Source organism: Mucilaginibacter gossypii (assembly GCF_017569325.2).
GTDB classification, from domain to species: domain Bacteria; phylum Bacteroidota; class Bacteroidia; order Sphingobacteriales; family Sphingobacteriaceae; genus Mucilaginibacter; species Mucilaginibacter gossypii.
Genome location: NZ_CP071878.2, coordinates 1399925 through 1424296, shown reverse-complemented (window position 1 = coordinate 1424296; position 24372 = coordinate 1399925). Strand labels below are relative to the sequence as shown.

Below are 24372 nucleotides of genomic sequence, written 5' to 3'. Positions count from 1 at the left end.
AGTGCCCAGGCCAACTCTTACCAACAGCCTGGCATAATTTTTTTAAAGAATTTGTAACATAATGGATTTTTTATTTGTACATTTAAATATTCGCCGTAATCTATTAAAAATTGCGTAAAACTACGTACGCAAAACGGTGAAATCCCTGATTACTTTTTATATAGCGTTGGTTATTTTTGGAGCATAATATGTTTCTGAACATCCGGAGGCATCTTTTAAAGACTTATACCTTGCTTATGAAATTATTTTACCATTTTCTTGTTTTGGTTGGGGCATCTCTCATTTTGGTAGCTTGTGCCAATATGTTTTCCTCAACACCCGAAAAAAAAATCGATAAACCTGCGCAACGCAGCGGCATCTACTTAGGCAAAGATTCATTATATAATTCAGAAACAAACACCCGGCTCACATTCTCGGATTCTTATTACCATGATGTTTTAAACCGGTATACAAGCGGCAACCACCAGGCCTGGCACAAAATCAATAACAATTTATTTATTGCTGCAAATTACCTGGGCCTTAACCCAATAGAAAAATAATTTAGTTTAATAGTTAGTTAGTTAGGAACAGTTGTAAACAGTCGCCGCAGAACGCTCCGACTGTTTTTTTATGATCAGAATTTGGGAAATGAACCCAAGCCAAAAAATATCGCGAATAAAGGAATAGCCAACAAAAAATATGCTTTTGCCAATTGTCTGTCATCGGCATTCCCAACTACAAATACATTATATAGATCGGCTTTCAGTGATTTAAGTTTCGCTTTCATGATAATAGATTTTAAGTAATTATAAACAGCTTAACTTCAAATACTTATTTAATTTATATAAATCAAGCTTGTTATTATTATGACTGTAGCGGCGGATTTTGGTTTAAATGAAAATGCCCTTAATTTTTTAATCAAGGGCATCTGTATGTATTTCAGTCAATTAAATTATTTCGTTTTATCCTCGCTCATCTCCGGATGATAATGTAAGCCCGGTGTAAGCCAGTGCAAAAGCATCACCCTTGAATACCTGAAATTAAATGGCGCTAAAACTACCGCTACTCCTAAAATAACAGTTACATACAACCAGGGGTTACTGCTGCCTGTTAAAACGCTGATAGCAACTGCCAATGTAACCATCTCAGCAACGTTAAGCGCATAACTGGCAAACATGGCTACATAAAAATAACCGGGTTCACGCTCATACACAAGGCCGCAGTGTGAACATGTTTTATGCATCTCCTGTCCTTTAAATTCATACATACCGGTAGCAAACAGGTCGCCGCGCCTGCAACGCGGACATTTGGCGTTTACAAAGGCAGACCAGGCGGATAATTTATATTTAGGGGTTTCCATAACGTTATGATTTATTGTTTAAGGTTTTTTTTCTGAATTCTTCGGGGGTAATGCCCTCAATTTTTTTAAAGAACTTGGTAAAATAGGAGTTATCACTAAAATTTAGGTTAAAAGCTATCTCACTTATATTAAGTCGCGGATTGGTCAATAGCCTTTTTGCTTCAAGCAAAGTTCTGTTACGGATCACCTCTCCTGCCGACAGGCCAAGCACATCTTTACATACCGCGTTTAAATGATTGGGGGTAATATAAAGCAGTTCTGCATAATCTTTAGGGAGCTTTACATCGATATAATGCTGTTCAATCAGCTTCTGAAAGTTACGGATCAGCGTTTGATTATAGCCCTGTTTGCCAAAGCTATCGCCTTTGCCCTGGCAACGATTTATTAGAATGAAAAGCTGAAGCATAAGCACCCTTACCATATCGCTACCCAAAACTGCAGGCTTTTCAACTTCAGATACAATCCTTTCAAAAAGGGTAATGATTTCGGGTAACTGGTTGGCAGGTAAGTCAACCACCTCATCCTTTGGATTGCCGTTCAAAAAGTTAAAATTGTCAAAGTAGCCTGAGCGTAATAAAAACGACTGGATAAACGAGCTTGAGAAATTGATAATATAACCGTCAGTAAAACCTTCAAAAGCCCATGAATGCACCTGCCCGGGAATCATAAAGTAAATCTGCCCCGGCCTTACCTCAAAGCTTTCAAAGTCAATGGTATGTGATCCTCCGCCATCAGTAAACAATACCAGGTGGTAAAACGAGTGGCGGTGCGGGAAGAAAAGGTTTTTATGAGCATCCAGATAAGACGCAAACCTGCTGATCAGGATGTCGTCCTGTCTAATATCATCGGCAAGTGTGCAAATATCAATTGTTGGAATGCTTTGTAACATGACACAAAACTACACACAATAGCTTTGCCCTTAATGGTACTATTTTTATTTTGTATGGTACTAATCAACGATTGACAATTTTTTGATAAATCACGTCCATTTTTGGATGATATCTTCCAGCCGTTCAAAAGTAAAAGGTTTACTTACAAAATCTTTCATACCGGCCTGGGTGCATTCACGCTCATTTTCGCTAAGCACGTTGGCTGTCATGGCAATAATAGGCGGAGCGCCTTTACCATGCTTTGTTAATATATGGCGAGTAGCCTGCAAACCATCCATTTCGGGCATTTGAATGTCCATGAATATCAGATCGTAGTTACACTGCTCAACCATATTTACCGCGGCCAATCCATTTTCGGCAATATCAATATTATAACCAACCTTTTTAAAAATCTTACTGGCTATTAACTGGTTCATTTTATTATCCTCGGCTAATAAAATGCGTAACGGCCGGTACTGAAAAGCTTCCTTTTCATCCGGTTGCATCTCCGGTTCAATAATGCCATAGGTAACATGTAAAGGCAAGGTAAAGCTAAACAACGAGCCCTGGGCTTCCTTACTTTCTACCCAGATTCTGCCGTGCATCATCTCCACAAGTTTTTTGCAAATGGATAAGCCCAGCCCCGTACCGCCATATTTGCGCAAGGCGGTAGTATTTACCTGTGTAAATGGTTTAAATAACTGTGCTAATGCCTCTTCACTTATGCCAATCCCGTCATCTTTGATGCTAAAGGTTATGTCCTGGACGTTGTTCCTGATCTCAGATGCTGTGACGCGTAAACTTACCGAACCTTCGTCGGTAAACTTAATGGCATTTCCGATCAAATTAACCAGGATTTGCTGAAGCCTGCCCTCATCTGCTATTACATAGTTTGCCACATTAGCATCAACATCATAGGTTAAGCTTAGGGCTTTGTGAAGGGATGTAATGGCCGGTTCAGTAATTTCAATAACTGTTTTTATGCAGTTACGCAAATGCGTTGAAACCGGGTGAAGGACCAGTTTATCTGCTTCGATTTTTGAAATATCAAGAATATCACTGATGATGTTAATCAATAAATTACTGCTCGATTGTAAAGTTTGAAGCAGTTCCTGCTGCTCGGGCTGTAAATTAGTACGTGATAGCAATTGGGCGGTACCGATGATACCGTTAAGTGGCGTGCGAATTTCGTGGCTCATATTGGCCAGAAAGTTCGATTTGGCAAACGTGGCCGCCTCAGCCTGGTCACGTGAGGCCGAAAGTTCAATTTGAGAAGCTTGCAACTCTTCACCCTTACGAATCAGGTCGCGCTTATCGGTTTCGTGGCTTTTTTTAATAAAACCTACCAGCAGCCCAACAGTCAATATGTTTACTACAGCCGAAGTGATGAGGTCAGATTCTTTTGACGCGGTACTATCATAAGGCTGTACTAAACCAGGAAAATGTTTTTCGATAAAGTAGCATCCTAAAAATATAGCTATTAGCGCGCCAATAAAAATATAATGATATCGCTTTTTTACAAGCAGGGTTATAAGTACAATAAAAAAGACTCCCGAAAGCGTTGTTGATCCGGAGATACCGCCATTGTAAAACCAGCCCGGAATAATTGCAAACAGCCCTAAGCAAATGTAAATGACGGTTACATCCTCTTTATACTTAACAAACCTGCTCCTGTAAAAAGCCCAGCCCGACATCAGGATTACAAAAAGCTCGACAAGCTCAAGTTTATAGCTTAAACCTAAAAACAAATTGCAGACCAGCGAAAAAATGCTGCTGGTACAAATGAATAATGAGAGCACATTAAACAGCTTGTTCTCCAGCGACAAATCAGGCATCCCGTAGCCAATAATCCGCTTAAGCTTTTCCATTTAAAATAAAAAATTAACTAGAGAGAACTCTTTATACTCAAAAACAGGGAGTTCGGTTTAGTAAATAAACTATTTTTCAGGAAATATTTAAAACTTTAGTGTTTAAAAAGATAAAAAACATGTTATTATTGTTTAATAATTAAATTAAAAAAACAATATAATTATTAAGCAATTCAAAATCAGCATTTAAAATATTAATCAGATGATTAAAAACAACAGCGCGACCTTCATTTGAAAAGCTCGCTGTTATATATAGTTAAATATAAATTAATATTTAATAAGCGCTGGCGATATTCAGCATCTCAATTGCTTCATTATTTAATTTCAAAGCGGCTGATTCAAAAAGATCATTGAGTTGCTCCAAACTGGTGGCACTAACAATGGGTGCTGTAATACCAGGCCTTGCAATTAACCAGGCCAGTGCAATTGCCGACTGACTGGTTTGATACTGCCCGGCAAGGTCGTCCAGGGCTTTTAATATTCTGTAGCCTCTTGGGTTAAGATATTTTTTAACCATACCGGCGCGACTGCTTCCCTTCAGGTCGGCTTCCGAACGGTATTTGCCGCTTAAAAAACCGCTGGCCAACGAAAAATAACTGATCACCCCAAGGTTTTGCTCTTTAATGAAAGGCTCGTAAGTAGTTTCATATTTTTCCCTATCGAACAGGTTATATTCGGGCTGAAGCGTTTGATAAGCTACCAGGCCTCTTTCAATACTCGTTTTGAGCGACTCATGCAACCGTTCGACAGACATATTGGAAGTTCCTATAGCCCTCACCTTACCGTCCTGCATCAGTTGATCATAAGCACGCAGGGTTTCTTCAACCGGGGTTGAGGGGTCATCGTAATGGGTTTGATATAAATCAATATAATCAGTTTGCAAGCGCTTTAATGAAGCCTCGGCCGATTTAATAATGTAATTCTTTTTAAGCCCTTTACTGCCCGAATCCATTTCGGCGCCTACTTTAGTGGCTATAACTACTTTATCGCGTTTGCCGCTTTGTCTAAGCCAGTTACCAATTTCGGTTTCCGATTCGCCGCCTTTATTGCCCTCAACCCAGCGCGAGTAAACATCAGCGGTATCGATAGTGTTAAAACCGGCATCTACAAATGCATCCAATAAAAGGGCTGTATCTTTACCTTTAACAGTCCACCCAAACACATTTCCGCCAAAAACCAATGGCGCTGTTGATATGCCGGATGCTCCTAATTCACGATTTTCCATAATAATTTATTTAGGGTATTACAGGGATAAAGCTGTGTTAAGCGTATTTGTTTGTCTGCATAATGAAATAAAGGCTCAATCTGTAATGATGTTACAAAACGCACAAAACTTAACAAATTAGAGATTGAGAAGACATATCCTCAGCCAAAACTAAGTACATTTGCGCTTTGTTAACTTAATATAATGGCTAAAGTTTCTATCAACCTGGCAACAGGCTCATTGCAAAAAGAAGAGATCATTGTAGGCATCGATCTGGGTACCACTAACTCGCTGGTAGCATTCATCAACCCTGATAAAAACCCGCAGGTAATTAATGATGCAGGTAAAGGTGTATTGGTGCCCTCTGTAGTTCATTTTGGTGATGCAGGCGATGTGCTGGTAGGTAATGAGGCAAAAGAATTCCTGATAACCGATCCGCAAAACACCATATTTTCGGTTAAACGTTTGCTGGGGCGCAGTTACCACGATATTGAAAACTACAAAGACTTTTTTAGCTATAAAGTAATTGATGATGATACCGAAAGCCTGGTAAAGATCAAGGTAGGTGATAAATTTTACACCCCTATCGAGCTATCGGCCCAGATATTGAAAGAGCTTAAGGCCCGTGCCGAGCATGCCCTTAAAACCCCTGTTAACCGTGCTGTGATCACTGTTCCGGCATACTTTAATGATTCGCAACGCCAGGCCACCCGTGATGCCGGTAAACTTGCAGGGCTTGATGTGCTACGGATAGTTAACGAACCTACTGCCGCAAGTTTGGCTTATGGGATAGGCCTCAACCCCGAAGAAACAAAAACCATAGCGGTTTATGACCTTGGCGGCGGTACGTTTGATGTATCCATACTGCAAATTCAAAACGGCATTTTTGAAGTACTATCTACCAATGGCGATACCTTTTTAGGCGGCGACGATTTTGACCGCATTATTGTTGATTACTGGATTGAGAAAAACAAGCTTAACAAAGCCGAAGTACTTACCAATACCGAACTGGCGCAGCAATTACGCTTAAAAGCAGAAGAAGCCAAAAAAGCCTTCGCACACCAAAGCCTGGTTAATGATAAAATAGGCGATATCTGGTGTACACTTGACCGCACTACTTTTGAAGAACTGATATTGCCGAAAGTACAGCAAACCATCACCAGTTGCCAAAACGCGCTTAAAGATGCTAAACTGACTATCGATCAGATTGATGAAGTGGTTATGGTTGGCGGCTCAACCCGTACGGCATTGGTTAAACGTATGGTTGCTGAGTTTTTTGGTCGCCCGGTGCATGATGATGTGAACCCTGATGAAGTAGTTGCCTTGGGCGCAGCTATACAGGCTGATATTTTGGCAGGCAACCGTAAAGATATTTTACTATTAGATGTTACCCCCCTATCCTTAGGCATTGAAACCATGGGCGGCCTGATGGATGTTATTATTCCCCGTAATTCCAAGGTGCCAACCAAAGGCGGCAGGCAATACACTACATCGATAGACGGACAGGTAAACATGAAAATTGCCGTTTACCAGGGCGAGCGCGATCTGATCAAAGAAAACCGTAAACTGGCCGAATTTGATTTAAAAGGTATCCCTTCCATGCCTGCAGGTTTCCCTAAAGTTGATATTAACTTTTTGTTGAATGCCGATGGGATCCTTACCATACAGGCTATCGAACTCCGTTCGGGCGTAAAGCAAGAAGTTGAAGTAAAACCAACTTATGGTATTACCGACGAACAGGTAGAACAAATGCTGATGGATAGCATAACCCACGCTAAAGACGATGTAAGCCAGCGTATGCTTATTGAAGCACGTACCGAAGGAGAGCAAATGGTATATACCGTTGAACGCTTCCTTCAAAAAAATGCCGATTATGTTTCTATTACAGAAATTGCCGATACTACCAAACTTGTTCAGAAATTAAAAGAAGCCCTGACCAGCGGTGATAAAGACCTGATATTGAAAACCATTGACGAACTAAATGAGTTTACCAGGCCATTTGCCGAACGTTTGATGGATCAGGCTATAAGCACAGCTATGAGAGGCAAGAGTATAGAATAGGCATAGAAATTGCTGATCAACCCCAAAATCTTAAAATTTGAAAAGGACAATTTCTGCTTTAGCCCTGTTTATTTTTATTGCCGTTGCTAATACGGCCTGTTCTACAACCCGCAAACACTTCCGCGATACTTCGGCAAGGTCATCCATGCTGGATACTTTAAAGTACGATTCGCTGATGAAAAAACTGGCCAACGGCGATAAAAGTGGTCGCTGGCCGGTAAAAACCAAAGAATATCCGCTCCCCGGAGCTATTTTACCATTTAACCGCATTGTAGCGTTTTATGGTAACCTCTATTCAAAAAACATGGGCGTACTGGGCCAATACCCACGTAAAACCATGCTCAATAAATTAAAGGAAGAGGTAAAAAACTGGGAAAAGGCAGATACAGCTACCAACGTAGTGCCGGCTCTTCATTATATCTGCGTAACGGCCCAGGCCGATGCCGGCCGCAACGGCCTGCATAACCTGCGGATGCCATTTAGCCAGATTGATACCGTGATTAGTTGGGCAAAAAGCATTAACGCTATTGTGTTTTTAGATATACAGGTTGGCTTCAGTACGGTACAAACCGAGCTGCCTTTATTAGAGAAATATATGAAGATGCCAAACGTTCATTTAGGTATCGACCCGGAATTTTCTATGAAGGAAGGCAGTGTACCCGGCAAACGCATAGGTACCTTTGATGCCGATGATATTAATTACGTAACCGGTTACCTGGCCAAACTGGTAAAAAAGCACGACCTTCCACCAAAAATCTTTGTTGTACACCGCTTTACCAAACGCATGGTAACCAACTACAAAGATATTAAATTACGTCCCGAAGTACAGGTTGTTATGGACATGGATGGCTGGGGCGGCCCGGAACTAAAAAAGGGAACTTATAAATATTTCATTTCCGAAGAACCCGTTCAATTTACCGGCTTTAAGCTTTTTTATAAAAACGACTTAAAGAACGAGCCACACAGGATACTGACACCTAAAGAAATATTGAGCTTAAAGCCTGCCCCTATTTATATTCAGTACCAGTAGTGATGAACTATAAGACTTACGAAGCTTTAAAAGCTTCGTAAGTTATAAGTTATTCAGTATTGGTAAAAGTTAACATTTTGGTTAAACTGGTTTCATATATTTAACCCATCTAAGCTTTATATATGAAACTTTTATTAAAGTATGTTTCTCTTTTTTCCTTTGTTATTTTAGGAAAATGTGCCTCTGCTCAAAACGGATTGCCCGCTGTTAACAATACATTTAACAAGCAAAACATGGACTCACAAATGGATCGACAGACGCCTCTCGCTATGTGGGACTTTTGGAGTGATCACAACAAGAGTACCAACAACCGAGAGTATACTTTCCTGGTAACGATGCGCAACGGATCTAAAAAAGAAGTTAAGTCCAGAATTTACGTAGATGCCTATGTACACAAAAGTTACCTGCTGTTTGTTGATCAGTCACTATCTAAAGCGGATACAAACAGGGAACAAGTGATATATCCTGAACAAACTATTGAAATAGCCCGAAACCTTACACCTCCATCAGCTGAAAAAAATGCCAATACTTTGGCCCCCCATTATTATGCAGGCATCGCTAATGATAGCTGCTGGATGTTTAAATTTATAAGCGGCCCCATTAATGCATACTCGCTTTTAAGTGACCCCGAAGGGAAAATGTTCAATCCAAAATCCATCGTTGCTATACAGCTCAACAACGGGCCTATTATCCAATATAACGAAGAAAATCTACGGGTTATGGTTGGTGACGATCTTGACGCTATTGAAAGCATCCAATGGAAAAATTATCTCCAGGCCATAAAAAGATATAACCGGAATAGTGGAAAAATCAACAAGAAATAATGGTGCTTTAGTATTACCACTACTATAAAAAGAAAATCCCCGAGAACGGGGATTTTCTTTTTAACTTATTTTCCTAATGCTTCCTGCTCTTTCAGGGCGGCTATATTGTTGCTGTCGCTATAGCTTGCGGTTTGATTAGCAAAATCCTCAAGGATGGCTGCAATAGTATCCAGGTTTTCTGATACACGCTGGTGCATATCGGGCAGATCTTTTTCAAGGCGTTTATCACCAAGTTCGATATTATCAACTTCTATTTTAGTTAACTTAGCAATAATAGCCTGCTGGCTGTTTTTCAAGTCTTCCAGTTCATGGACAATTTTTTCCATCAGTCCAAATTTCTTTAACTTATCCATAATGTGTGGTTTTAAGTGTCACTTTACATTTTAACCACACCAATAAAAAATTGTTTCAGATTTGGATTTAACACTTATAACTAATAACTTAGTTCAACTAAATATTTAGTTATGAAAAACCTGTTTATAACCCTAATCCTTATCTTATCAGTATTGCAACTACACGCTCAGCAAACCGTTAATGATTCGCTCCTGCTTGATTATTATCAAAACCAACGTTTTGCCGACGCAGCAGATTACCTCAAAAAAATATATCCCGAGCCTGTTACCGACATAAAAGTATTAGCTAAACTGGCCTATACTTCCAAAATGGCCTCCCGCCTGCCCGATGCTGAAAACTATTATCAACGTATTTACGCTACTGATACCACCAACCTAACTAACTTGTATAACATGAGCGAGATCATTAAAAGGCGCGGTAACAATAAAAAAGCGATCGTATATGTAAAGAAGATCCTGTTGAAAGATACCACCAACTTTGATGTGTATAAGCAACTGGCAGACCTGTCGCAAAATTTAGGCGATATAGAGGGAAGTATTGTATATCTGCAAAAAGCCAATAAGATCAATCCGCTTAACCCTGATGTGGCATATGACCTGTCGTCCTTCTTCATCAACCTTAAACTATATGGCAATGCTGAAAATATTATCGACAAAGCACTTGTTGCCGATACTGCCAATTTGCTGCTCCTGAAAGGCAAGGCCCAGGCCTCGTACGCATTAAAAAGGTATCCAGTAACTATCGCCATTACCAAAAAACTAATAGACGCGGGCGAGCAGGCCGGCAGCATTGTATCCATGCTGGCCACTTCTTATTACATGACCGGCAACTATCCGGATTGTATTAAAACTTTCAAAACATTGGAGGACGGCAATACCGGCACCGAAGCTTCATATTATTATACAGCCATGAGCTACAAAGCCCTGCACAATAACTCAAAAGCGATAACTTACCTGGATAAGGCCATTGAAGAAGCCATATCTACTGGGGCGAGCTCCTATTACAGTGAAAAAGGTGATTCGTACGACAGGCTGCACCAGCTTAAAAATGCAGTTCAAGCTTACCAGAAAAGCTTGCTTTATAAACCGGACCCTATTACCTATTATGCCCTTGCAACCCTGTATGATACCGAACTTAAAAATAAAGCAGCAGCTATTAAGTACTATAAAAAGTACCTGGCAAGCAAGCCAAAAGAGTCACAAAAAACTTATATCGCTTACTCCAAACAGCGCATTAAATCATTAGGGATTTAGCGTTGCATTAAGCGGGCAACGTATTTGCCAATGATATCAAACTCGAGGTTAACCTGGCTGCCAACCCGCACATTGTGCAGGTTGGTGTGCTCAAATGTATAGGGAATAATAGCTACAGAAAAACTATTGGCATGCGAATTAACCACGGTTAGGCTGATACCGTTTACACAAATGGATCCTTTCTCTACGGTTACATTGCCGCTTGCTGCATCATATGCAAAGGTATATTCCCAACTGCCGTCGAGTTCTTTAAACGCAGTGCAAACAGCCACCTGGTCAACATGGCCCTGCACAATGTGGCCATCGAGCCGGGCGTTCATTTGCATGCAGCGTTCCAGGTTTACCGGGTCGCCGACTTTGAGCTGGGAAAGATTGGTTTTATTTAAGGTTTCCTCAATCGCGGTTACCACGTGCAAGCCATCGGCTAAAGCCACCACAGTAAGGCATACACCATTGTGCGCTACCGATTGATCGATCTTGAGCTCGTGCGATATAGCCGATTCTACTGTAATATTAAGGTTGCCTTTTTCCTGCTGCAGATCGGTGATCTTACCTAAAGTTTCTATAATTCCTGTAAACATATGCTTCCCGGCCCGTTGAAAGGGGCTATTTTGATTGGCTCAAAGCTAAAATATTTTGCACTATGGTTTGTCAGCAGTAAATGAAATTATTTGAAACTTGAAAACAGGTCTTTACGCTTATTGCGCAGATCTTTGCCACCCTCCAGCACCGATTTCAGATTGGCCAGATAAAATGTCCAGCCAAGTTGGCATTGCACATAAAGTTTTTTTTCGGGGTCTGCTTCCTCGGGGATGTTTTCCTGCACCAGTTCAACAATAACAACGCCCAGTTTAGCAGTGATAGATACACTCACTATACTGCCGCCTGTAAAAGTAAATTTTATAAAATCGGCGCCGTTGGCTTCCAGCACCTGTCCGTTTTCGGAAATGGTATCATCAAACCCATGCCAATGCCAGGTATAAGTATCCTCTTTTTTTATAAACTCCTGCGGTTCGCGCTGACGGCCTGCTATGGCAAAAAAATCGGCTTTACGCAAAAACCAGGTTTCCAGGCCTTCGGGAGTAGCCCAGGCTTCATACATACTGCGTACGTCCGTATCAACATCAGCAGTTACTTTAAATTTGCTCCATCTGTTGTCTGCCATAATAATTGTATATCGGTTTGAGGCATTTGTATCAAAAATAACAATTATAATTAAGCCTTTCATTAACTTGCCTTTAAATCTTAAACATGCCAAAGCAAAGCGCAGGAATCTTATTATACCGCAAAGCGTCTCATGGTTTGCAGGTATTTCTTGTACATCCGGGCGGGCCGTTCTTTAAAAACAAAGATGAAGGCTCGTGGTCGGTACCCAAAGGTGAATATCTTCCCGATGAAGATCCCCTCATGGCGGCAAAGCGTGAATTTCAGGAAGAAACCGGGCATGAAATAACCGGGGATTTTATAGCGTTGAACGTTATAAAACAAAAGGGGGGTAAAACAGTACTGGCCTGGGCTGTTGAAGGCAATATTGATCAGGGAAATATCAAAAGCAATACATTTGAAATAGAATGGCCGCCACGCTCAGGAAAAAAACAAACTTTTGATGAAATTGATCGTGCCGAATGGTTTGATATGGCTACAGCAAAAATAAAGATCAACCCTGCTCAGGCAGCTTTGATAGATGAACTGGCCGCGATCAACAATTATTAAATCTGCTTCCTGTTCTTGATCCAGTTGCTTGAGTTAGCTACCTCTACCGGGGCTGCAATTGAAACCCTTTTTTTGCTCAAGAGCTGTTCCATTACTATTGCTGCTACTATGGCTTCATCCTCGCGACTTTCCAGCAACACCTCGGGCGAAAAATATTTTTTTACAAAATGGGTATCAAAATTACCAGAGGTAAAAGCTTCGTGCTGCATTACAAAACGGCCGAAACCGAGGGTGGTAGTAATACCGGTGATTTGATATTCATCTATAGCCCTTATCATCCGCTCAATTGCTTCAGCGCGGGTATCCGCAAAGGTTATCAGCTTGGCTATCATCGGGTCGTAATAAATGGGAATCTCCATGCCTTGCTCAAACCCATCGTCAACCCGTACGCCAGGCCCTTTTGGGGTTATATAGGTTTGCAGCGTGCCGATATCCGGTAAAAAATTATTGGCCGGATCTTCGGCATAAACACGCAGTTCAATGGCATGACCCTGAATCTTCAGATCTTCCTGTTTAAAACTAATAGCCTCGCCCCTTGCAATTTTAATTTGCTCCTTTACAAGGTCAATTCCGGTTATCAGTTCAGTAACAGGGTGCTCAACCTGTAAACGGGTATTCATTTCCAGGAAATAAAAATTCAACCCTTCATCCATAATAAACTCAACCGTACCCGCACCTGTATAATTTACAGCCCGGGCTACATCAACCGCACAACGCCCCATCTTTTCCCTGATTTCAGGCGTTAATATTGCCGATGGAGCCTCTTCAACTACTTTTTGATGGCGGCGCTGTACCGAGCAGTCACGCTCAAACAGGTGCACGATATTACCATGCGTATCGCCAAGTACCTGGATCTCGATGTGTTTGGGGGATGATACATAGCGCTCAATGAAAACAGAGCCGTCGCCAAAAGCTGAGGTAGCTTCAGATACCGCTAACTGCATCTGCTCTTCAAAGTCTGCCGGGCTTTCAACAATGCGCATCCCTTTACCCCCGCCGCCCGCGGCTGCTTTGATCAATATTGGAAAACCTACCTCAATAGCCCGTTTTTTAGCTTCGTTAACATCAGTAATGGCTTCCTCCGTTCCGGGCACCATCGGTATATTATACCTGAGTGCCGCAGCTTTGGCCGATAACTTGTTACCCATTACTTCCATGGCCTCGGGAGATGGGCCAATAAGAATAAGTCCCGAATCCTTAACCAGCCTGGCAAAACCGGCATTTTCGCTCAAAAACCCATATCCCGGGTGGATACCTTCGGCCCCGGTTTGCTTACATGCAGCTATGATCTTTTCTCCAATAAGATAGGATTGACTGGATGGAGCTTCCCCGATATTTACAGCCTCATCGGCATAGCGCACGTGCAGGGCATCCCGATCTGCATGTGAATAAACCGCAACGGTTTTAATACCCATTTCGCGCGCCGAGCGCATAATTCGTAAAGCTATTTCACCACGGTTGGCAATCAGTATTTTCTGCATAAAACAAATGTAATTGATTTACACAAAAAGATACTATATGCCCAATGCTATAAAAACGATTGAAGTATTATTTGGGGGCCCACCTGTAGGTTTTACGGGAGCACTTATAACAGATGTATTTTTTAAAGGGTAAACCCAACAATAAAAATTTTGCCAGGCTGCTCCGTTTGATACGGCTCAACCGGTTTTTGCAATTCCGGCAAAATAAATCGCTGGAATTTGTTGAGATATTAGCTTGCTCCTGTGGCTTAATCTGAAACTCAGCAGTCATTTATTAATTATGATAATATTAAAGGTTACAATAATTAGTCCCCGGTTTCATAAATCAACATTGCAAATTTGATCATAAATCAACCAGCAATTCTCTAAATAAAACCAACGAACCTTTATGGTGTATAAAGATCGTTACCAAGCATGAATTTTTCATGAATACAGTTTGAAGCTATCTGTCAAAAAGGATAAATATTCAACAGTTAAATACAAAATCCTTAACCTAATTTTTACTTTGCAGGTAAACACAGCTGATAATAACCACTATAAAACAAAAATGCCCCTGGGATTACCAAAGGCATTTAATTATACTAATAAACTTGTTAATTATGGCTTAGTTGGCGCAGGGCTGCCCGGAGCAGGACCAGCAGGCGGCGGACCAGGCTGACCACCCGGACCTTTTCCGTCAGGTACCATAACCTCAGGATGAGCTGTACCACGGTGACAGGTATTGCAGTTAACACCACTTTGCATGATCATGCCTAAAGAATCCTTTTTTGCATGAAAATACTTCTGGTTAATTTTGTTCATCATTTTATACATATCGCGCGCCATTGCTTTTTCAGGCTTGGCATCGCTTGCCCAATCCATCTTTTTAGTTTCTTCATTACGGGCATGGCAAAAGTTGCAATGTACACCTAATGAATGCTCCCACTCTTCCATAACCTTGTGCAGGTTCTCGCCCGAAATGTTTTTAGGCAAAACTTTAAGGTTTTTAAAACCTTCGTCCTGCGGTTTACTTGTAGTCATAGCGCCAAACACTACTATGGATAGCAGACCTAGCGTAACTAATAATTTTTTGTTAACAAGCATAATTGTCATATTTAAGTCATCTAAATTAACTTATAGATTTTAATGTTGCAACATTTTGATGCAAATGATTGAATTATTCATGGTAACTTCATTATTACAAAAGCATGTTTCCCTACAGTTTATGCTTCGCAGGACTACGCATTGTTGCCGACATTGTTAAGAAGCTGGTATTTTATGAATATCTCAGGGGTCCCCAACAGAGACCCCGAGGGAGACACTAAGTTTGATTAAAGCAGAAAAAGGGAACACGAAATTACTTCTGCATCACCATTACACCGTTCATGAGCAGGGTACTGCCGCCATCGGCTACAATGTTATATACTCTTTGTACACCGCCCGCGTGTTCTGTTTTTTGCAATACGGTGAAAGTTTCATATTTGCCGGTTTGCTCGTTTAGGCAAAGTACTTCCTGGCCGGTTGCTACCGCTCCTATTTTAATGTTACCCTGTTTGGTTAACATAGGGTGATTAGGAGTTGCCTGTAACACTTTGCTATTCAGTTTTACCTGCCTGCCTTCGGCTGTGTTTTTTGTTTGGGCCGATACCAGTACCAGTTGCGTTAAAGCGTAGTTTTTGGCCTCATGTATGGTAAGTTCTTTTACCTTTACAGCGGTACTTTTTTTAGTCAACGGATCAACCGTTATTATCTCATCGCCGCTTTTCACAGCTTTAAGCATCTTTTTATCGCCATTGGCCATGGTAACCAGTTCTTCGCCCGGGAAACATATGTCATTGCCATAGGTAGCGGCCTCTTCCTTCAAATCCTTGCCGGCGTTAAGTACCTTATATTGTTGAAAGCTGACTTCCTTCGACAATACGTACGACAGCTTCAGGATAAAGTTTTGCTCCACTTTGTTGATATTATCAATATCCTGAAAATACTGCTCCCAAACTTTAGCATCGGCAGTAAAATCGGGCACAAGGGCTTTGTAAAGCTTGCCTTTTTCGTTGGTATAAAACACCATCAGACCTATTTCCTGCATACCTTCTTTGGCAACCAGTTTATACAGGTCGATACGTTTTTTCAAGCCGTCGGCCCCGGTTATAAAATACGGTTTGCGGCTTTCATACCGGTCAAGTACATAGGTATTTTCAAATTTAACGTAGGTGTCATTATCCAAATTAGCAATCGTGAATGATTGCGCCTTTTTATACTCATCCATAGTAAGCGGACGAGGGTTTACAGTTTGCGCCTGGGCAAAATGCAATGAAGAGCTTAGTAATAGTGTTAATGTTAGTTTGTGCATTTTAGAAAAGATTCAAGATATCAGGATTCAAGAGCCAAAAAGTTTGCTGTAATTTTCAGAGCCGGGAGCAAGAAACTTTTCTTCTTGTCTCCTGACTCTTGATTTCATGCTTCTTAAAACTCAGGACAGTTGTTTAAACGCATCGGCAAAGGCTTCCATTTCGTCCATGCGGCCAATACTTACGCGGCACCAGTCTTTGCCGTTAAATTGCCAGTTACGAATGCCTACGCCGCGCTTCATCATTTCGCCGACAAATTTTTTGCCGTCCATTTTAAGCGGGAACATCACAAAGTTTGCCGATGAAGGGATATATTCATAACCCTCTTTTTTAAGTACCGAATACAGGTATTCTTTTGAGGCCAGCGTTTTTTGGAGTGCATCCTTTAAAAATTCCTCTTCGCGATACGCCGCAATTGCGCCTGCAATAGTAGTTGCTGCAAGCGAAAAGCCTGTAGTATACATCGATAAAGTTTTAATAGTATCGGGCTGGGCAATCACATAACCGCAACGCAAACCGGCAAAACCATACAATTTTGAAAAGGTACGGGCAACAATAACATTGCTTCCGGCTTTCACGGTGCTGATCATGGTGCTGGCTTGTGGATCGGGCAGGTAATCGATATAAGCCTCGTCAACAAATACTGTTGTTTTTTTAGATACGCGTTCACAAAAGGCTTTCAATTTAGCAGTATCCAATATAGTTGCAGTTGGGTTGTTGGGATTGCAGACATATACCAGACCGGTATTATCATCAACCTTTGCCTCCATCGCGTCAAGATCAAGTTTATAGTCTGCAGTTAGGGGCACCTTGATCCATTTGCCTTCCAATTGTTGCGCATGTGAAGGCAGATCATCATACGATGGATCACCGGTAATGATGCTTTTACCGCCTTTACTGTAATGGATCGCCGCTGCCAACAACAATGGCGATGAGCCAGACTCCATTAAAATGTTGTTGTAGTTTATACCCTCATGCTGGGCTATTTTATTGTACAGGGTGCCCTGGGTCATGAAAGGATACTGATAACTTTTATCAATAGCATCCTGGATAGCTTTTTTTGCTGCTGCCGACGGGCCAAAAGGGTTCTCATTGGCTAATAACCTTGCTTTCAATTCAAAGCCGGCATTGGTAACGGCTTCCTGATCGGTTAATACCCGGCTTTGCAATTTAAATACGCGGGCCGGCATGGCTGCCAGCTTACCAATTGTTCCTGAAAAAAAGGCCAGTCCTCCGGCCATAAATGCGCTGGATTTAATCCAGTTTCTGCGGTTAATTGTACTTGACATGGTGGTGGTATTTAATGTTTTGTAACGTCGTTTTATTTTTGAGCCGGATATTGGGTACGCTGGCCTGTAACCCTTGCATGTACGGCGGCAACCGTGCTCCTGGCCGATTCAAAGGCACCGGCCATCCAGGCATTCAGGTATGTCAAATGCTCTCCTGCAAAATATACCTGCTTATCGGGCTTTAACAGTACCGGGTATTGTGTTTTACGGGTTTCGGTAGTATAAACCGCCCATCCGCCTAAATTATATTTGGTTTTATGCCAGCTTACCGAAAACGAGCTTTCAAATTCCTTGTCATATTGCGGGTGGATCAGCCTGCCTTTTTCCAGCGCAAACTTCTCCCTTTCGGCGTAACCTAAAGCGCCTATCTTCTGCGCTTTTTCGTTAAAGTTGTAATATCCAATCAAGATACCCCTTTTTCCTAAATAATCATAACTGGGGTAAAAAATTTGCGTTAAATCATTGTTAGTGTGCGTTATACCACCGTAGATATGCTCATCCTCCTCCCAAAACCTCCGCTTAAACTGCAGACCAATCTTCCCGGTTTGGTTATAGCTGATATAATCAATAGCACGGCTAACATCACCGCTGAAATTATTGCTGATATTGCTTAGTACCGGCAGCGGAATAGTGCAAATACACAGGTCGCCGTTTAAGGTATGCTCTCCTGTAGCGTCTTTATAAGTTATCTTAACACCATCAGGTACATTATTAATGGCAGTAACCTCCGCACCCGTTTTTATTGACGGCGCCACTTTCTTTTCCAATGCTTTAGCTATCTGATCCATACCACCCACGGCCTGAAACATGGTCATCTGCAGTTCGTAGGTATATTCGGCCACATTATAAAAATCGGGATCCATCAAACCTGAATGCAACAGATCTGGCAGTTTATGCGGATCGGCAACTTTACCGGGTTTGTCGCCTGCTCCCGGTGTTTCGGCATAACCCCGGCGTGCGGATGCTTTGTACAATTTATCAATATCCAACCCGCCTTCGGCCTGCAGGTATTCGATGATCTTTTCGCCATCCTCTTTGGTAAAATTACTATCGAGACTGCCGTGGTCAATGCTTTTAGCAAGCATCTCCGTCATATAACCACGGATATCATTATGCACCTCCCTAACCTTTATCTTTTTGTTGGACAAAGGCCCTTTACCTTCGGCAAAATAATAAGCGCCTTCATTTACATTGTTATAAACCTGGATGGGCACACCCAGCTCTTTACAGTAATGCAGCGTAAGCTCATGATTATGCGGAATGCGCGACGGGCCGGCATTAAAATACTGGCCGGCATCAAAACGGGCTGTCGCCGCAGGCTTATCAATTTCGGTATTGGTACTTCCGTTGCGGATACTGAAACAGCGACCGCCTGTACGTTGCCGCGCCTCCAAAATGGTACATTGATAGCCAAGCTTGTCAAGCTCATAGGCGCAGGTCATACCGGCCAAACCGCCACCTAAAATAACAATATGCTTTCCTTTGCCGCTGCCTTCCAGGTTAAAGGCATGTGCGGGCGACGGTTTCAATAAGCCAAGGGCAAGCATAGCGGGATAGGCTCCGCCAGCCAGCATAGCACCTTTACTTAAAAAGTCTCTGCGGGTAATAGTTTTCAATAAGCGCGTTTTTATGTTTTACAATCAACTCAGGCCTAAATATAGTTTTTTGTTTGCGTTTATATTAAGTTAAGATCAACTTTTGTTGTGGTTTTTATGAAATTAACAGGGTTGTTTTAGTACTTGATAAGTTAAGGTTAAGATTCTGTTAGAATCAGAATTTACAGAATTATAAAATTTTCCGAATTAGAAATTTTCATGGAAGTAACATTCTGTTAATTCTAAAATTTTGTAAATTCTGATTCAGACAAATCCTCCTAACCTCTGATCTCCAACCACTAACCTCTCCTCCCAAACGTTAAATTCTGTTAAAAAGTAAAAATAAATTTGCTTTGCTACGAATAGTTCGTAGATTTACGAAACAATCGTAAACACAATGGAAAAACTATCGCAACAAGAGGAGGAAGCAATGCAGGCAGTGTGGCAATCGGGCCCGGGATTTATCAAGGATTTTTTGGATCAGCTTGCCGAACCCAAGCCCCCTTACACTACCCTGGCCTCAACCATAAAAAACCTGGAGCGCAAAGGATTTTTAAAAAGTGAAAAAATGGGCAACTCGTTCCGCTACCTGCCCGTGATACAGGAAGAGGAATATAAAAAGCGCTTTATGAGTGGTTTTGTGAGTGATTACTTTCAAAACTCCTATAAAGACCTGGTTACGTTTTTCGCCAACGAAAAAAAAATCAGCGCTACCGACCTGAAGGAGATCATTAAACTTATTGAAAAACAATAAACCTTACAATCATGCCGGCAACATTTGTTTTTTTAATAAAAGTAAACATAGCCCTGCTATTATTTTGCGCGGGTTATTACCTGGTACTGAGGCCCCTCACCTTTTATACACTTAACCGGATCTATTTGCTTGTGGCCATCCTGTTTGCAAGCATTTACCCACAGATCAATTTTTCGGCCTTTGTGCAGCGGCACGAGGGTCTGGCCAAACCTATGGAGCAGATAGCCATCAACTGGCAGTCATCGGCGCAAATGATAAGCCAGCCGGTTCAAACATTTGATTACTGGTACTGGTTGAGTGTTATTTTCTGGACGGGTGCCGGCCTGCTGCTCATCCGCCTGGCCTTGCAGCTTTTTTCCCTTTTACGATTGTATAAAAACTCCAGACCTCAATACATAGGCGGCCATTTGGTTCGGGTAATGGATAAAGACGCAGCCCCATTCTCTTTTTGGCGAAGCATCTATGTAAATCCCGCCAAGCATGAGCCTGCCGATCTGAAATCGATCCTGCTGCATGAACAGGTGCATGTAAACCAGTGGCATACAGCCGATATTTTGTTAGCTGAATTGAGCAGTATCTTTTACTGGTTTAACCCCGGCATCTGGCTTATTAAGCGGGCTGTACGCGAAAACATCGAGTTTATTACCGATAGAAAGATCCTCAAAAATGGTATCGACAGTAAAACCTATCAATACAGTTTGGTTAATGTGAGTTTTAATAATACCCAACCCGGCATTGTAAACCATTTCAATATTTCAACTATAAAAAAACGGATAATCATGATGAACGCGAAAAGATCGTCGAAACTTAACCTCACCCGCTACGCTTTTGTAGTGCCGGCCGTTATGGCCCTGTTGCTGGTATTCAGCATTTCAAAAGCTGACTTTGCCAAACCGGTGAGGATCACCCTTGCCGCCGCGGTACAACCACTGGCCAGGATCATTAACATCAATGCAGACGAAATTCCATCTGCAAAACCGGTAAAAGCAGGTAAACCAATCCACAAAACACCTGCTGCAAAACCAATGGTTACACCCGCGGCCGTGCCTCAACCCTCACTTACACCATTAATAGCTATCGCGCCAATGGCCGCCAAACCGGATACTAATAAAGAGCTAAAGATATCTTTTGCATTCATTAAAAAAGATTCTTTGGTATTTGTGATAAATGGCGTGGTATCTACCAGTAAAACCCTCGATCCGACAAAAATCGAGAACATGTATGTACTTACCGGCGATAACGCCCGGAAGTTTGTAAAAATTGATGATGACAAACCTGTTAAAGTTGCTTACATAATTACTAAAGACGCTCCTAATAAGGACGAGCTCGAAAAAGATGTACCCAACGTTACTTTTAAAAAGGTTAACACCAACCTAAGCGGCTATACTGTGCTAAATGACAATGACAATATTAACGTAGTAACTGTTGGTCCGGTTAGTAAAAGTGTTGGTAAAACTTACAGCAATGTAAAAACTTACATTTCAAAAAACACTACCAACTCATCAAGCGGAACTGGCAGTAGCAGCATTACCATAAACGGCGTAAAAGCTAAACCAACGGCTCTTTCATACAGTATAAAATCCGATGATGACGCGATAGTGGCAAATGGAGGCGATGTGGTTGTTACCGGCTACGGCAAAAAAGCAAACGTTAAGGCGTTAAACGTAAACGGAATGAGCATTATGACTAATGGCGATAAAGACCCATTAATTGTAATAGACGGTAAAACCAGTTCCACAGAAGCCTTTAAAAAACTTAATCCCGACAAAATAGAAAGCATTTCGATATTGAAAGGCGATGACAGTACGAAAAAATACGGCGATAAAGCCAAAGACGGTGTAGTAGTGATTACCACCCGTAAAAAGTAAAGTAATTGGTTGATTAAGTTGGATTACGTGAGTAGTTTTATTTCGATAAGGTAAGATCAGTTAATAGTTAATAGAAATAACCACTCTCTTAAGCAACTTTAAACATAATCAACCAGCTAACTGGCCTCGGCCAGTTTTTCCGTTTCCAGCAGGTTGAGTAAGGCTTTCTCAGCAATATTAAGTTCGGCGGCTTTTACATCTTCGCGTTCATCAAGCTGGCTGATATACTTAAAAATGGTGCCTTCTTCATAACTTTTAATAACCGATGGGTGCACGTAGTACTTTTTACAAACAGTACGCGTGTTCCCAAGGTTTATCGCTACTTCATCCAAAACACTCACAATCTTCTTTTTGCATTCGGTTATACTATTAAACTCCCCGGCTTCTTTAAAGGCGTATAACGCGCTCACACTGCCCGCCCAGGTACGGAAATCCTTGGCTGTAAAATCCTCGCCGGTTATTTCGTGCAGGTAATTATTGATATCGCCTGAACCAACACTGCAACGGGTTCCATCCTCATTATAGTATTGAAAAAGCTCTTTTCCCGGGATATCCCTGCATTGCTTTACTAAACGGGCCAGCTTGCGGCTCTGGAGCGATACTTTATGAAACACCCCTTTTTTACCTTTAAACTCAAACCGCAGGTTTGAACCTTCAACCTTTACATGCCTGTTTTGCAAAGTTGTTAAACCAAATGATCCATACAACTTTTTGTACGACTCATTCCCTACCCTGATACTTGTCAACTCCATTAACCTTACAACCAATGCTACCACCTTTTCATGACCAAGATCACGTCTTGCCAGATCTTTATCTACCTGCTCCCGAATTGCCGGTAAATGCGCGGCGAAAGACTGCATGCGATGATATTTGGATTGATTGCGGATCTGGTTCCAATAGGTGTGGTAACGGTATTGTTTGCGCCCTGCGGCATCTGTACCGGTAAATTGCAGGTGACCGTTTTCATAAGGCGAGATCCAAACGTTGGTATAAGCCGGGGGGATCACCAGCTTGTTAAACCTTGCTATCAGCTCCTTGTCCTTTATAAGGTTACCATCCGCATCATAATAACTCCAGCCCTTTCCCGATTTTTTGCGGGTATATCCCGGCGATGAGTCAGAAACATAACGCAGGCCAACTGCTTTTGCGGTGATCTTAGAAGCTGTTTAAAAACGGGTGAAAGAAAATGTTATGTGTTGAAAAGTTGATAAAAAGGCCATCGCTGATAGCTTGAATAAATACTAATTGTGAATAACCACAAACCCAATTAGAATGACAAATTACCCAAGCAACTTAAGCGATAGCCAATGGCAATTTATATCAAAATACTTTGATACACAACGTACCCGTCGTTATGAACTGAGAGAAATCATAAATGGTATTCTTTACCTGGTAAAAACGGGCTGTCAATGGCGTATGCTACCAAAGGATTTTGCACCCTGGCAACTGGTTTATTACTATTTTAACACATGGAAAAATCAGGAGATCTTTGAAGTAATTCAGGAGAGCCTCGTTCAGCAAACGAGGTTAAAGCAAGGGAAAACCGAGCAACCAACGGTTGGTATAATTGATGCTCAATCTATCAAATCAACACTTGTAAGCAGCGAAAGCAGGGGTTTTGACGCAGGAAAAAGAATAAAAGGGATCAAACGTCACATTATTGTTGATACGCTTGGGATGGTGCTTGCTGTGGTTATTCAAAGTGCTTCGGTTCAGGATAGGGACGGAGCGATGGATGTAATCGCTAAGCTATTTGAAACATGGAACAATATCATTAAAATATTTGCCGATAATGGTTACCGGGGCGCGCTAATCGATAAAGTGAAAAACAAATTCAAAATAGCTTTTGAGGTAATAAAAAGAAGCGAATTACACATCTTTAAAGTATTACCAAAGCGCTGGATCGTAGAACGGACATTTGCATGGATCGATACTAACAGAAGAGCCGCTAAGAATTATGAGCGTTTTAACAATACAAGTACTGCCATCGTTCATTTATCTGCCATAAGAATTATGTTGAACCGTTTTTAAACAGCTTCTTAGGATCGCGGCCAATTTTTTCGAGCTTTTTGAGGAGACGGTTCATGTTGAGATAACATGTCAAGGCAAGATTAAGTTTTAATTAGGGATTTATCTTATGGAGATATTTCCTACAGGCTCAAGTGTGACAACACCGACCGTAAGCTGAATATTTTGAAAATCTTTCGTGCAACCCCTTCTGTCTTTTAATCATATGATTATCAATTACATAAACAATATTAGTCAAAATTATGTTAACCCTGTTACCCCCCTCCTGCTGTCTATGTTATCATATTATCGCATAATTTGATAAATGCTGTTTGATTGAAAAAGATAAGCGTCCAGGCGTGCGATAATAACACCGACCGCACCTAAAACATTCCCACTGTCATTTCGACGAGTGAAGCCCGGCAAAAAGAAAGGGCGAGGAGAAATCCTATACGTTCGATATGCAAATTTGCTTAGTCGCACGTATAGGATTTCTCCTCGCCCTAATGCTCTACCCTGCCCGTTGCCCGTCGAAA

The 24372-nt window shown here is 41.5% G+C and carries 23 protein-coding genes; 9 read left to right on the top strand and 14 right to left on the bottom strand.

The genetic code is table 11. The features are described from left to right. The first annotated feature begins 236 nt into the window (after positions 1 to 236). Complete coding sequence (locus J3L18_RS06150) at positions 237 to 539, top strand: hypothetical protein (protein ID WP_129571205.1); 303 nt, start codon at positions 237 to 239, stop codon at positions 537 to 539. Between the two features lie 74 nt (positions 540 to 613). On the opposite strand, the gene J3L18_RS06145 is transcribed toward J3L18_RS06150, so the two are convergent. The 5 genes from J3L18_RS06145 to J3L18_RS06125 form a co-directional block, all read right to left on the bottom strand. Continuing rightward, a complete protein-coding gene (locus J3L18_RS06145; RefSeq protein WP_167516102.1) occupies positions 614 to 766 on the bottom strand; it encodes a hypothetical protein in 153 nt (50 codons plus the stop codon). A gap of 165 nt (positions 767 to 931) precedes the next feature. Further along, the gene (locus J3L18_RS06140; protein ID WP_112654320.1) at positions 932 to 1339 is read right to left on the bottom strand and encodes a DUF983 domain-containing protein; all 408 of its coding nucleotides are present in this window, start codon (positions 1337 to 1339) and stop codon (positions 932 to 934) included. A gap of 4 nt (positions 1340 to 1343) precedes the next feature. Beyond that, positions 1344 to 2228, bottom strand: coding sequence for a helix-turn-helix domain-containing protein (locus tag J3L18_RS06135; RefSeq protein WP_129571204.1), 885 nt, complete (start codon positions 2226 to 2228; stop codon positions 1344 to 1346). A 90-nt stretch (positions 2229 to 2318) separates the two neighbouring features. Continuing rightward, complete coding sequence (locus J3L18_RS06130; RefSeq protein WP_129571203.1) at positions 2319 to 4076, bottom strand: ATP-binding protein; 1758 nt, start codon at positions 4074 to 4076, stop codon at positions 2319 to 2321. Between the two features lie 274 nt (positions 4077 to 4350). Then, a complete protein-coding gene (locus J3L18_RS06125) occupies positions 4351 to 5301 on the bottom strand; it encodes an aldo/keto reductase (RefSeq protein WP_129571202.1) in 951 nt (316 codons plus the stop codon). 183 nt (positions 5302 to 5484) lie between these two features. Here J3L18_RS06125 and hscA point away from each other — a divergent pair, with 183 nt between their 5' ends. The 3 genes from hscA to J3L18_RS06110 all read left to right on the top strand — a co-directional run bounded on the left by hscA (position 5485) and on the right by J3L18_RS06110 (position 9195). Further along, complete coding sequence (hscA, locus tag J3L18_RS06120; protein WP_129571201.1) at positions 5485 to 7341, top strand: Fe-S protein assembly chaperone HscA; 1857 nt, start codon at positions 5485 to 5487, stop codon at positions 7339 to 7341. 37 nt (positions 7342 to 7378) lie between these two features. Then, complete coding sequence (locus J3L18_RS06115) at positions 7379 to 8371, top strand: hypothetical protein (RefSeq protein ID WP_129571200.1); 993 nt, start codon at positions 7379 to 7381, stop codon at positions 8369 to 8371. 122 nt (positions 8372 to 8493) lie between these two features. Then, positions 8494 to 9195, top strand: a complete 702-nt coding sequence (locus J3L18_RS06110; protein WP_129571199.1) for a hypothetical protein — start codon at positions 8494 to 8496, stop codon at positions 9193 to 9195. 65 nt (positions 9196 to 9260) lie between these two features. On the opposite strand, the gene J3L18_RS06105 is transcribed toward J3L18_RS06110, so the two are convergent. Next, positions 9261 to 9548 (bottom strand): hypothetical protein, encoded by a 288-nt coding sequence (locus J3L18_RS06105; protein ID WP_091162643.1) that lies wholly within the window; start codon positions 9546 to 9548, stop codon positions 9261 to 9263. Positions 9549 to 9659: 111 nt separating this feature from the next. Here J3L18_RS06105 and J3L18_RS06100 point away from each other — a divergent pair, with 111 nt between their 5' ends. Continuing rightward, the gene (locus J3L18_RS06100) at positions 9660 to 10802 is read left to right on the top strand and encodes a tetratricopeptide repeat protein (RefSeq protein ID WP_129571198.1); all 1143 of its coding nucleotides are present in this window, start codon (positions 9660 to 9662) and stop codon (positions 10800 to 10802) included. Here J3L18_RS06100 and J3L18_RS06095 read toward each other — a convergent pair. Together J3L18_RS06095 and J3L18_RS06090 are read right to left on the bottom strand one after the other, a co-directional pair. Next, positions 10799 to 11383 (bottom strand): riboflavin synthase, encoded by a 585-nt coding sequence (locus J3L18_RS06095; protein WP_129571197.1) that lies wholly within the window; start codon positions 11381 to 11383, stop codon positions 10799 to 10801. The two genes, J3L18_RS06100 and J3L18_RS06095, sit on opposite strands and share 4 nt — an antisense overlap. An 86-nt stretch (positions 11384 to 11469) precedes the next feature. Beyond that, the gene (locus J3L18_RS06090) at positions 11470 to 11967 is read right to left on the bottom strand and encodes an SRPBCC family protein (protein ID WP_189549416.1); all 498 of its coding nucleotides are present in this window, start codon (positions 11965 to 11967) and stop codon (positions 11470 to 11472) included. 86 nt (positions 11968 to 12053) lie between these two features. Here J3L18_RS06090 and J3L18_RS06085 point away from each other — a divergent pair, with 86 nt between their 5' ends. Further along, positions 12054 to 12515, top strand: coding sequence for an NUDIX hydrolase (locus J3L18_RS06085; protein ID WP_129571195.1), 462 nt, complete (start codon positions 12054 to 12056; stop codon positions 12513 to 12515). Here J3L18_RS06085 and accC read toward each other — a convergent pair. The 5 genes from accC to J3L18_RS06060 all read right to left on the bottom strand — a co-directional run bounded on the left by accC (position 12512) and on the right by J3L18_RS06060 (position 19228). Continuing rightward, entirely contained in the window at positions 12512 to 13996 is a 1485-nt protein-coding gene (gene accC, locus J3L18_RS06080; RefSeq protein ID WP_129571194.1) for an acetyl-CoA carboxylase biotin carboxylase subunit, read from the bottom strand. The two genes, J3L18_RS06085 and accC, sit on opposite strands and share 4 nt — an antisense overlap. A gap of 597 nt (positions 13997 to 14593) precedes the next feature. Continuing rightward, complete coding sequence (locus tag J3L18_RS06075; protein ID WP_129571193.1) at positions 14594 to 15079, bottom strand: c-type cytochrome; 486 nt, start codon at positions 15077 to 15079, stop codon at positions 14594 to 14596. 253 nt (positions 15080 to 15332) lie between these two features. After that, complete coding sequence (locus tag J3L18_RS06070) at positions 15333 to 16325, bottom strand: Hint domain-containing protein (RefSeq protein WP_129571192.1); 993 nt, start codon at positions 16323 to 16325, stop codon at positions 15333 to 15335. A gap of 120 nt (positions 16326 to 16445) precedes the next feature. Beyond that, positions 16446 to 17612 (bottom strand): pyridoxal phosphate-dependent aminotransferase, encoded by a 1167-nt coding sequence (locus tag J3L18_RS06065; RefSeq protein WP_129571191.1) that lies wholly within the window; start codon positions 17610 to 17612, stop codon positions 16446 to 16448. Between the two features lie 32 nt (positions 17613 to 17644). After that, positions 17645 to 19228, bottom strand: coding sequence for a flavin monoamine oxidase family protein (locus tag J3L18_RS06060; RefSeq protein ID WP_208102494.1), 1584 nt, complete (start codon positions 19226 to 19228; stop codon positions 17645 to 17647). A gap of 376 nt (positions 19229 to 19604) precedes the next feature. Between J3L18_RS06060 and J3L18_RS06055 the strand changes: the two genes are divergently transcribed. Together J3L18_RS06055 and J3L18_RS06050 are read left to right on the top strand one after the other, a co-directional pair. Beyond that, on the top strand, positions 19605 to 19961 hold the full coding sequence (locus tag J3L18_RS06055; protein ID WP_091162636.1) for a BlaI/MecI/CopY family transcriptional regulator: 357 nt from the start codon (positions 19605 to 19607) through the stop codon (positions 19959 to 19961). A gap of 11 nt (positions 19962 to 19972) precedes the next feature. After that, positions 19973 to 21829, top strand: coding sequence for a M56 family metallopeptidase (locus tag J3L18_RS06050; protein WP_129571190.1), 1857 nt, complete (start codon positions 19973 to 19975; stop codon positions 21827 to 21829). Positions 21830 to 21945: 116 nt separating this feature from the next. Here the strand turns inward: J3L18_RS06050 and J3L18_RS06045 are convergent, their stop codons facing one another. Beyond that, complete coding sequence (locus tag J3L18_RS06045) at positions 21946 to 22962, bottom strand: DNA topoisomerase IB (RefSeq protein ID WP_375339185.1); 1017 nt, start codon at positions 22960 to 22962, stop codon at positions 21946 to 21948. Between the two features lie 139 nt (positions 22963 to 23101). Here J3L18_RS06045 and J3L18_RS06040 point away from each other — a divergent pair, with 139 nt between their 5' ends. After that, on the top strand, positions 23102 to 23860 hold the full coding sequence (locus J3L18_RS06040) for an IS5 family transposase (protein WP_129571991.1): 759 nt from the start codon (positions 23102 to 23104) through the stop codon (positions 23858 to 23860). Positions 23861 to 24372 lie beyond the last annotated feature (512 nt).

Coding starts and splice junctions, on each gene's coding strand:
- J3L18_RS06040 (WP_129571991.1), top strand. CDS start 23,102: ATGACAAATTACCCAAGCAACTTAAGCGATAGCCAATGGCAATTTATA.
- J3L18_RS06140 (WP_112654320.1), bottom strand. CDS start 1,339: ATGGAAACCCCTAAATATAAATTATCCGCCTGGTCTGCCTTTGTAAAC.
- J3L18_RS06065 (WP_129571191.1), bottom strand. CDS start 17,612: ATGTCAAGTACAATTAACCGCAGAAACTGGATTAAATCCAGCGCATTT.
- accC (WP_129571194.1), bottom strand. CDS start 13,996: ATGCAGAAAATACTGATTGCCAACCGTGGTGAAATAGCTTTACGAATT.
- J3L18_RS06135 (WP_129571204.1), bottom strand. CDS start 2,228: ATGTTACAAAGCATTCCAACAATTGATATTTGCACACTTGCCGATGAT.
- J3L18_RS06110 (WP_129571199.1), top strand. CDS start 8,494: ATGAAACTTTTATTAAAGTATGTTTCTCTTTTTTCCTTTGTTATTTTA.
- J3L18_RS06100 (WP_129571198.1), top strand. CDS start 9,660: ATGAAAAACCTGTTTATAACCCTAATCCTTATCTTATCAGTATTGCAA.
- J3L18_RS06075 (WP_129571193.1), bottom strand. CDS start 15,079: ATGCTTGTTAACAAAAAATTATTAGTTACGCTAGGTCTGCTATCCATA.
- J3L18_RS06090 (WP_189549416.1), bottom strand. CDS start 11,967: ATGGCAGACAACAGATGGAGCAAATTTAAAGTAACTGCTGATGTTGAT.
- J3L18_RS06085 (WP_129571195.1), top strand. CDS start 12,054: ATGCCAAAGCAAAGCGCAGGAATCTTATTATACCGCAAAGCGTCTCAT.
- J3L18_RS06095 (WP_129571197.1), bottom strand. CDS start 11,383: ATGTTTACAGGAATTATAGAAACTTTAGGTAAGATCACCGATCTGCAG.
- J3L18_RS06150 (WP_129571205.1), top strand. CDS start 237: ATGAAATTATTTTACCATTTTCTTGTTTTGGTTGGGGCATCTCTCATT.
- hscA (WP_129571201.1), top strand. CDS start 5,485: ATGGCTAAAGTTTCTATCAACCTGGCAACAGGCTCATTGCAAAAAGAA.
- J3L18_RS06145 (WP_167516102.1), bottom strand. CDS start 766: ATGAAAGCGAAACTTAAATCACTGAAAGCCGATCTATATAATGTATTT.
- J3L18_RS06055 (WP_091162636.1), top strand. CDS start 19,605: ATGGAAAAACTATCGCAACAAGAGGAGGAAGCAATGCAGGCAGTGTGG.
- J3L18_RS06070 (WP_129571192.1), bottom strand. CDS start 16,325: ATGCACAAACTAACATTAACACTATTACTAAGCTCTTCATTGCATTTT.
- J3L18_RS06050 (WP_129571190.1), top strand. CDS start 19,973: ATGCCGGCAACATTTGTTTTTTTAATAAAAGTAAACATAGCCCTGCTA.
- J3L18_RS06130 (WP_129571203.1), bottom strand. CDS start 4,076: ATGGAAAAGCTTAAGCGGATTATTGGCTACGGGATGCCTGATTTGTCG.
- J3L18_RS06105 (WP_091162643.1), bottom strand. CDS start 9,548: ATGGATAAGTTAAAGAAATTTGGACTGATGGAAAAAATTGTCCATGAA.
- J3L18_RS06125 (WP_129571202.1), bottom strand. CDS start 5,301: ATGGAAAATCGTGAATTAGGAGCATCCGGCATATCAACAGCGCCATTG.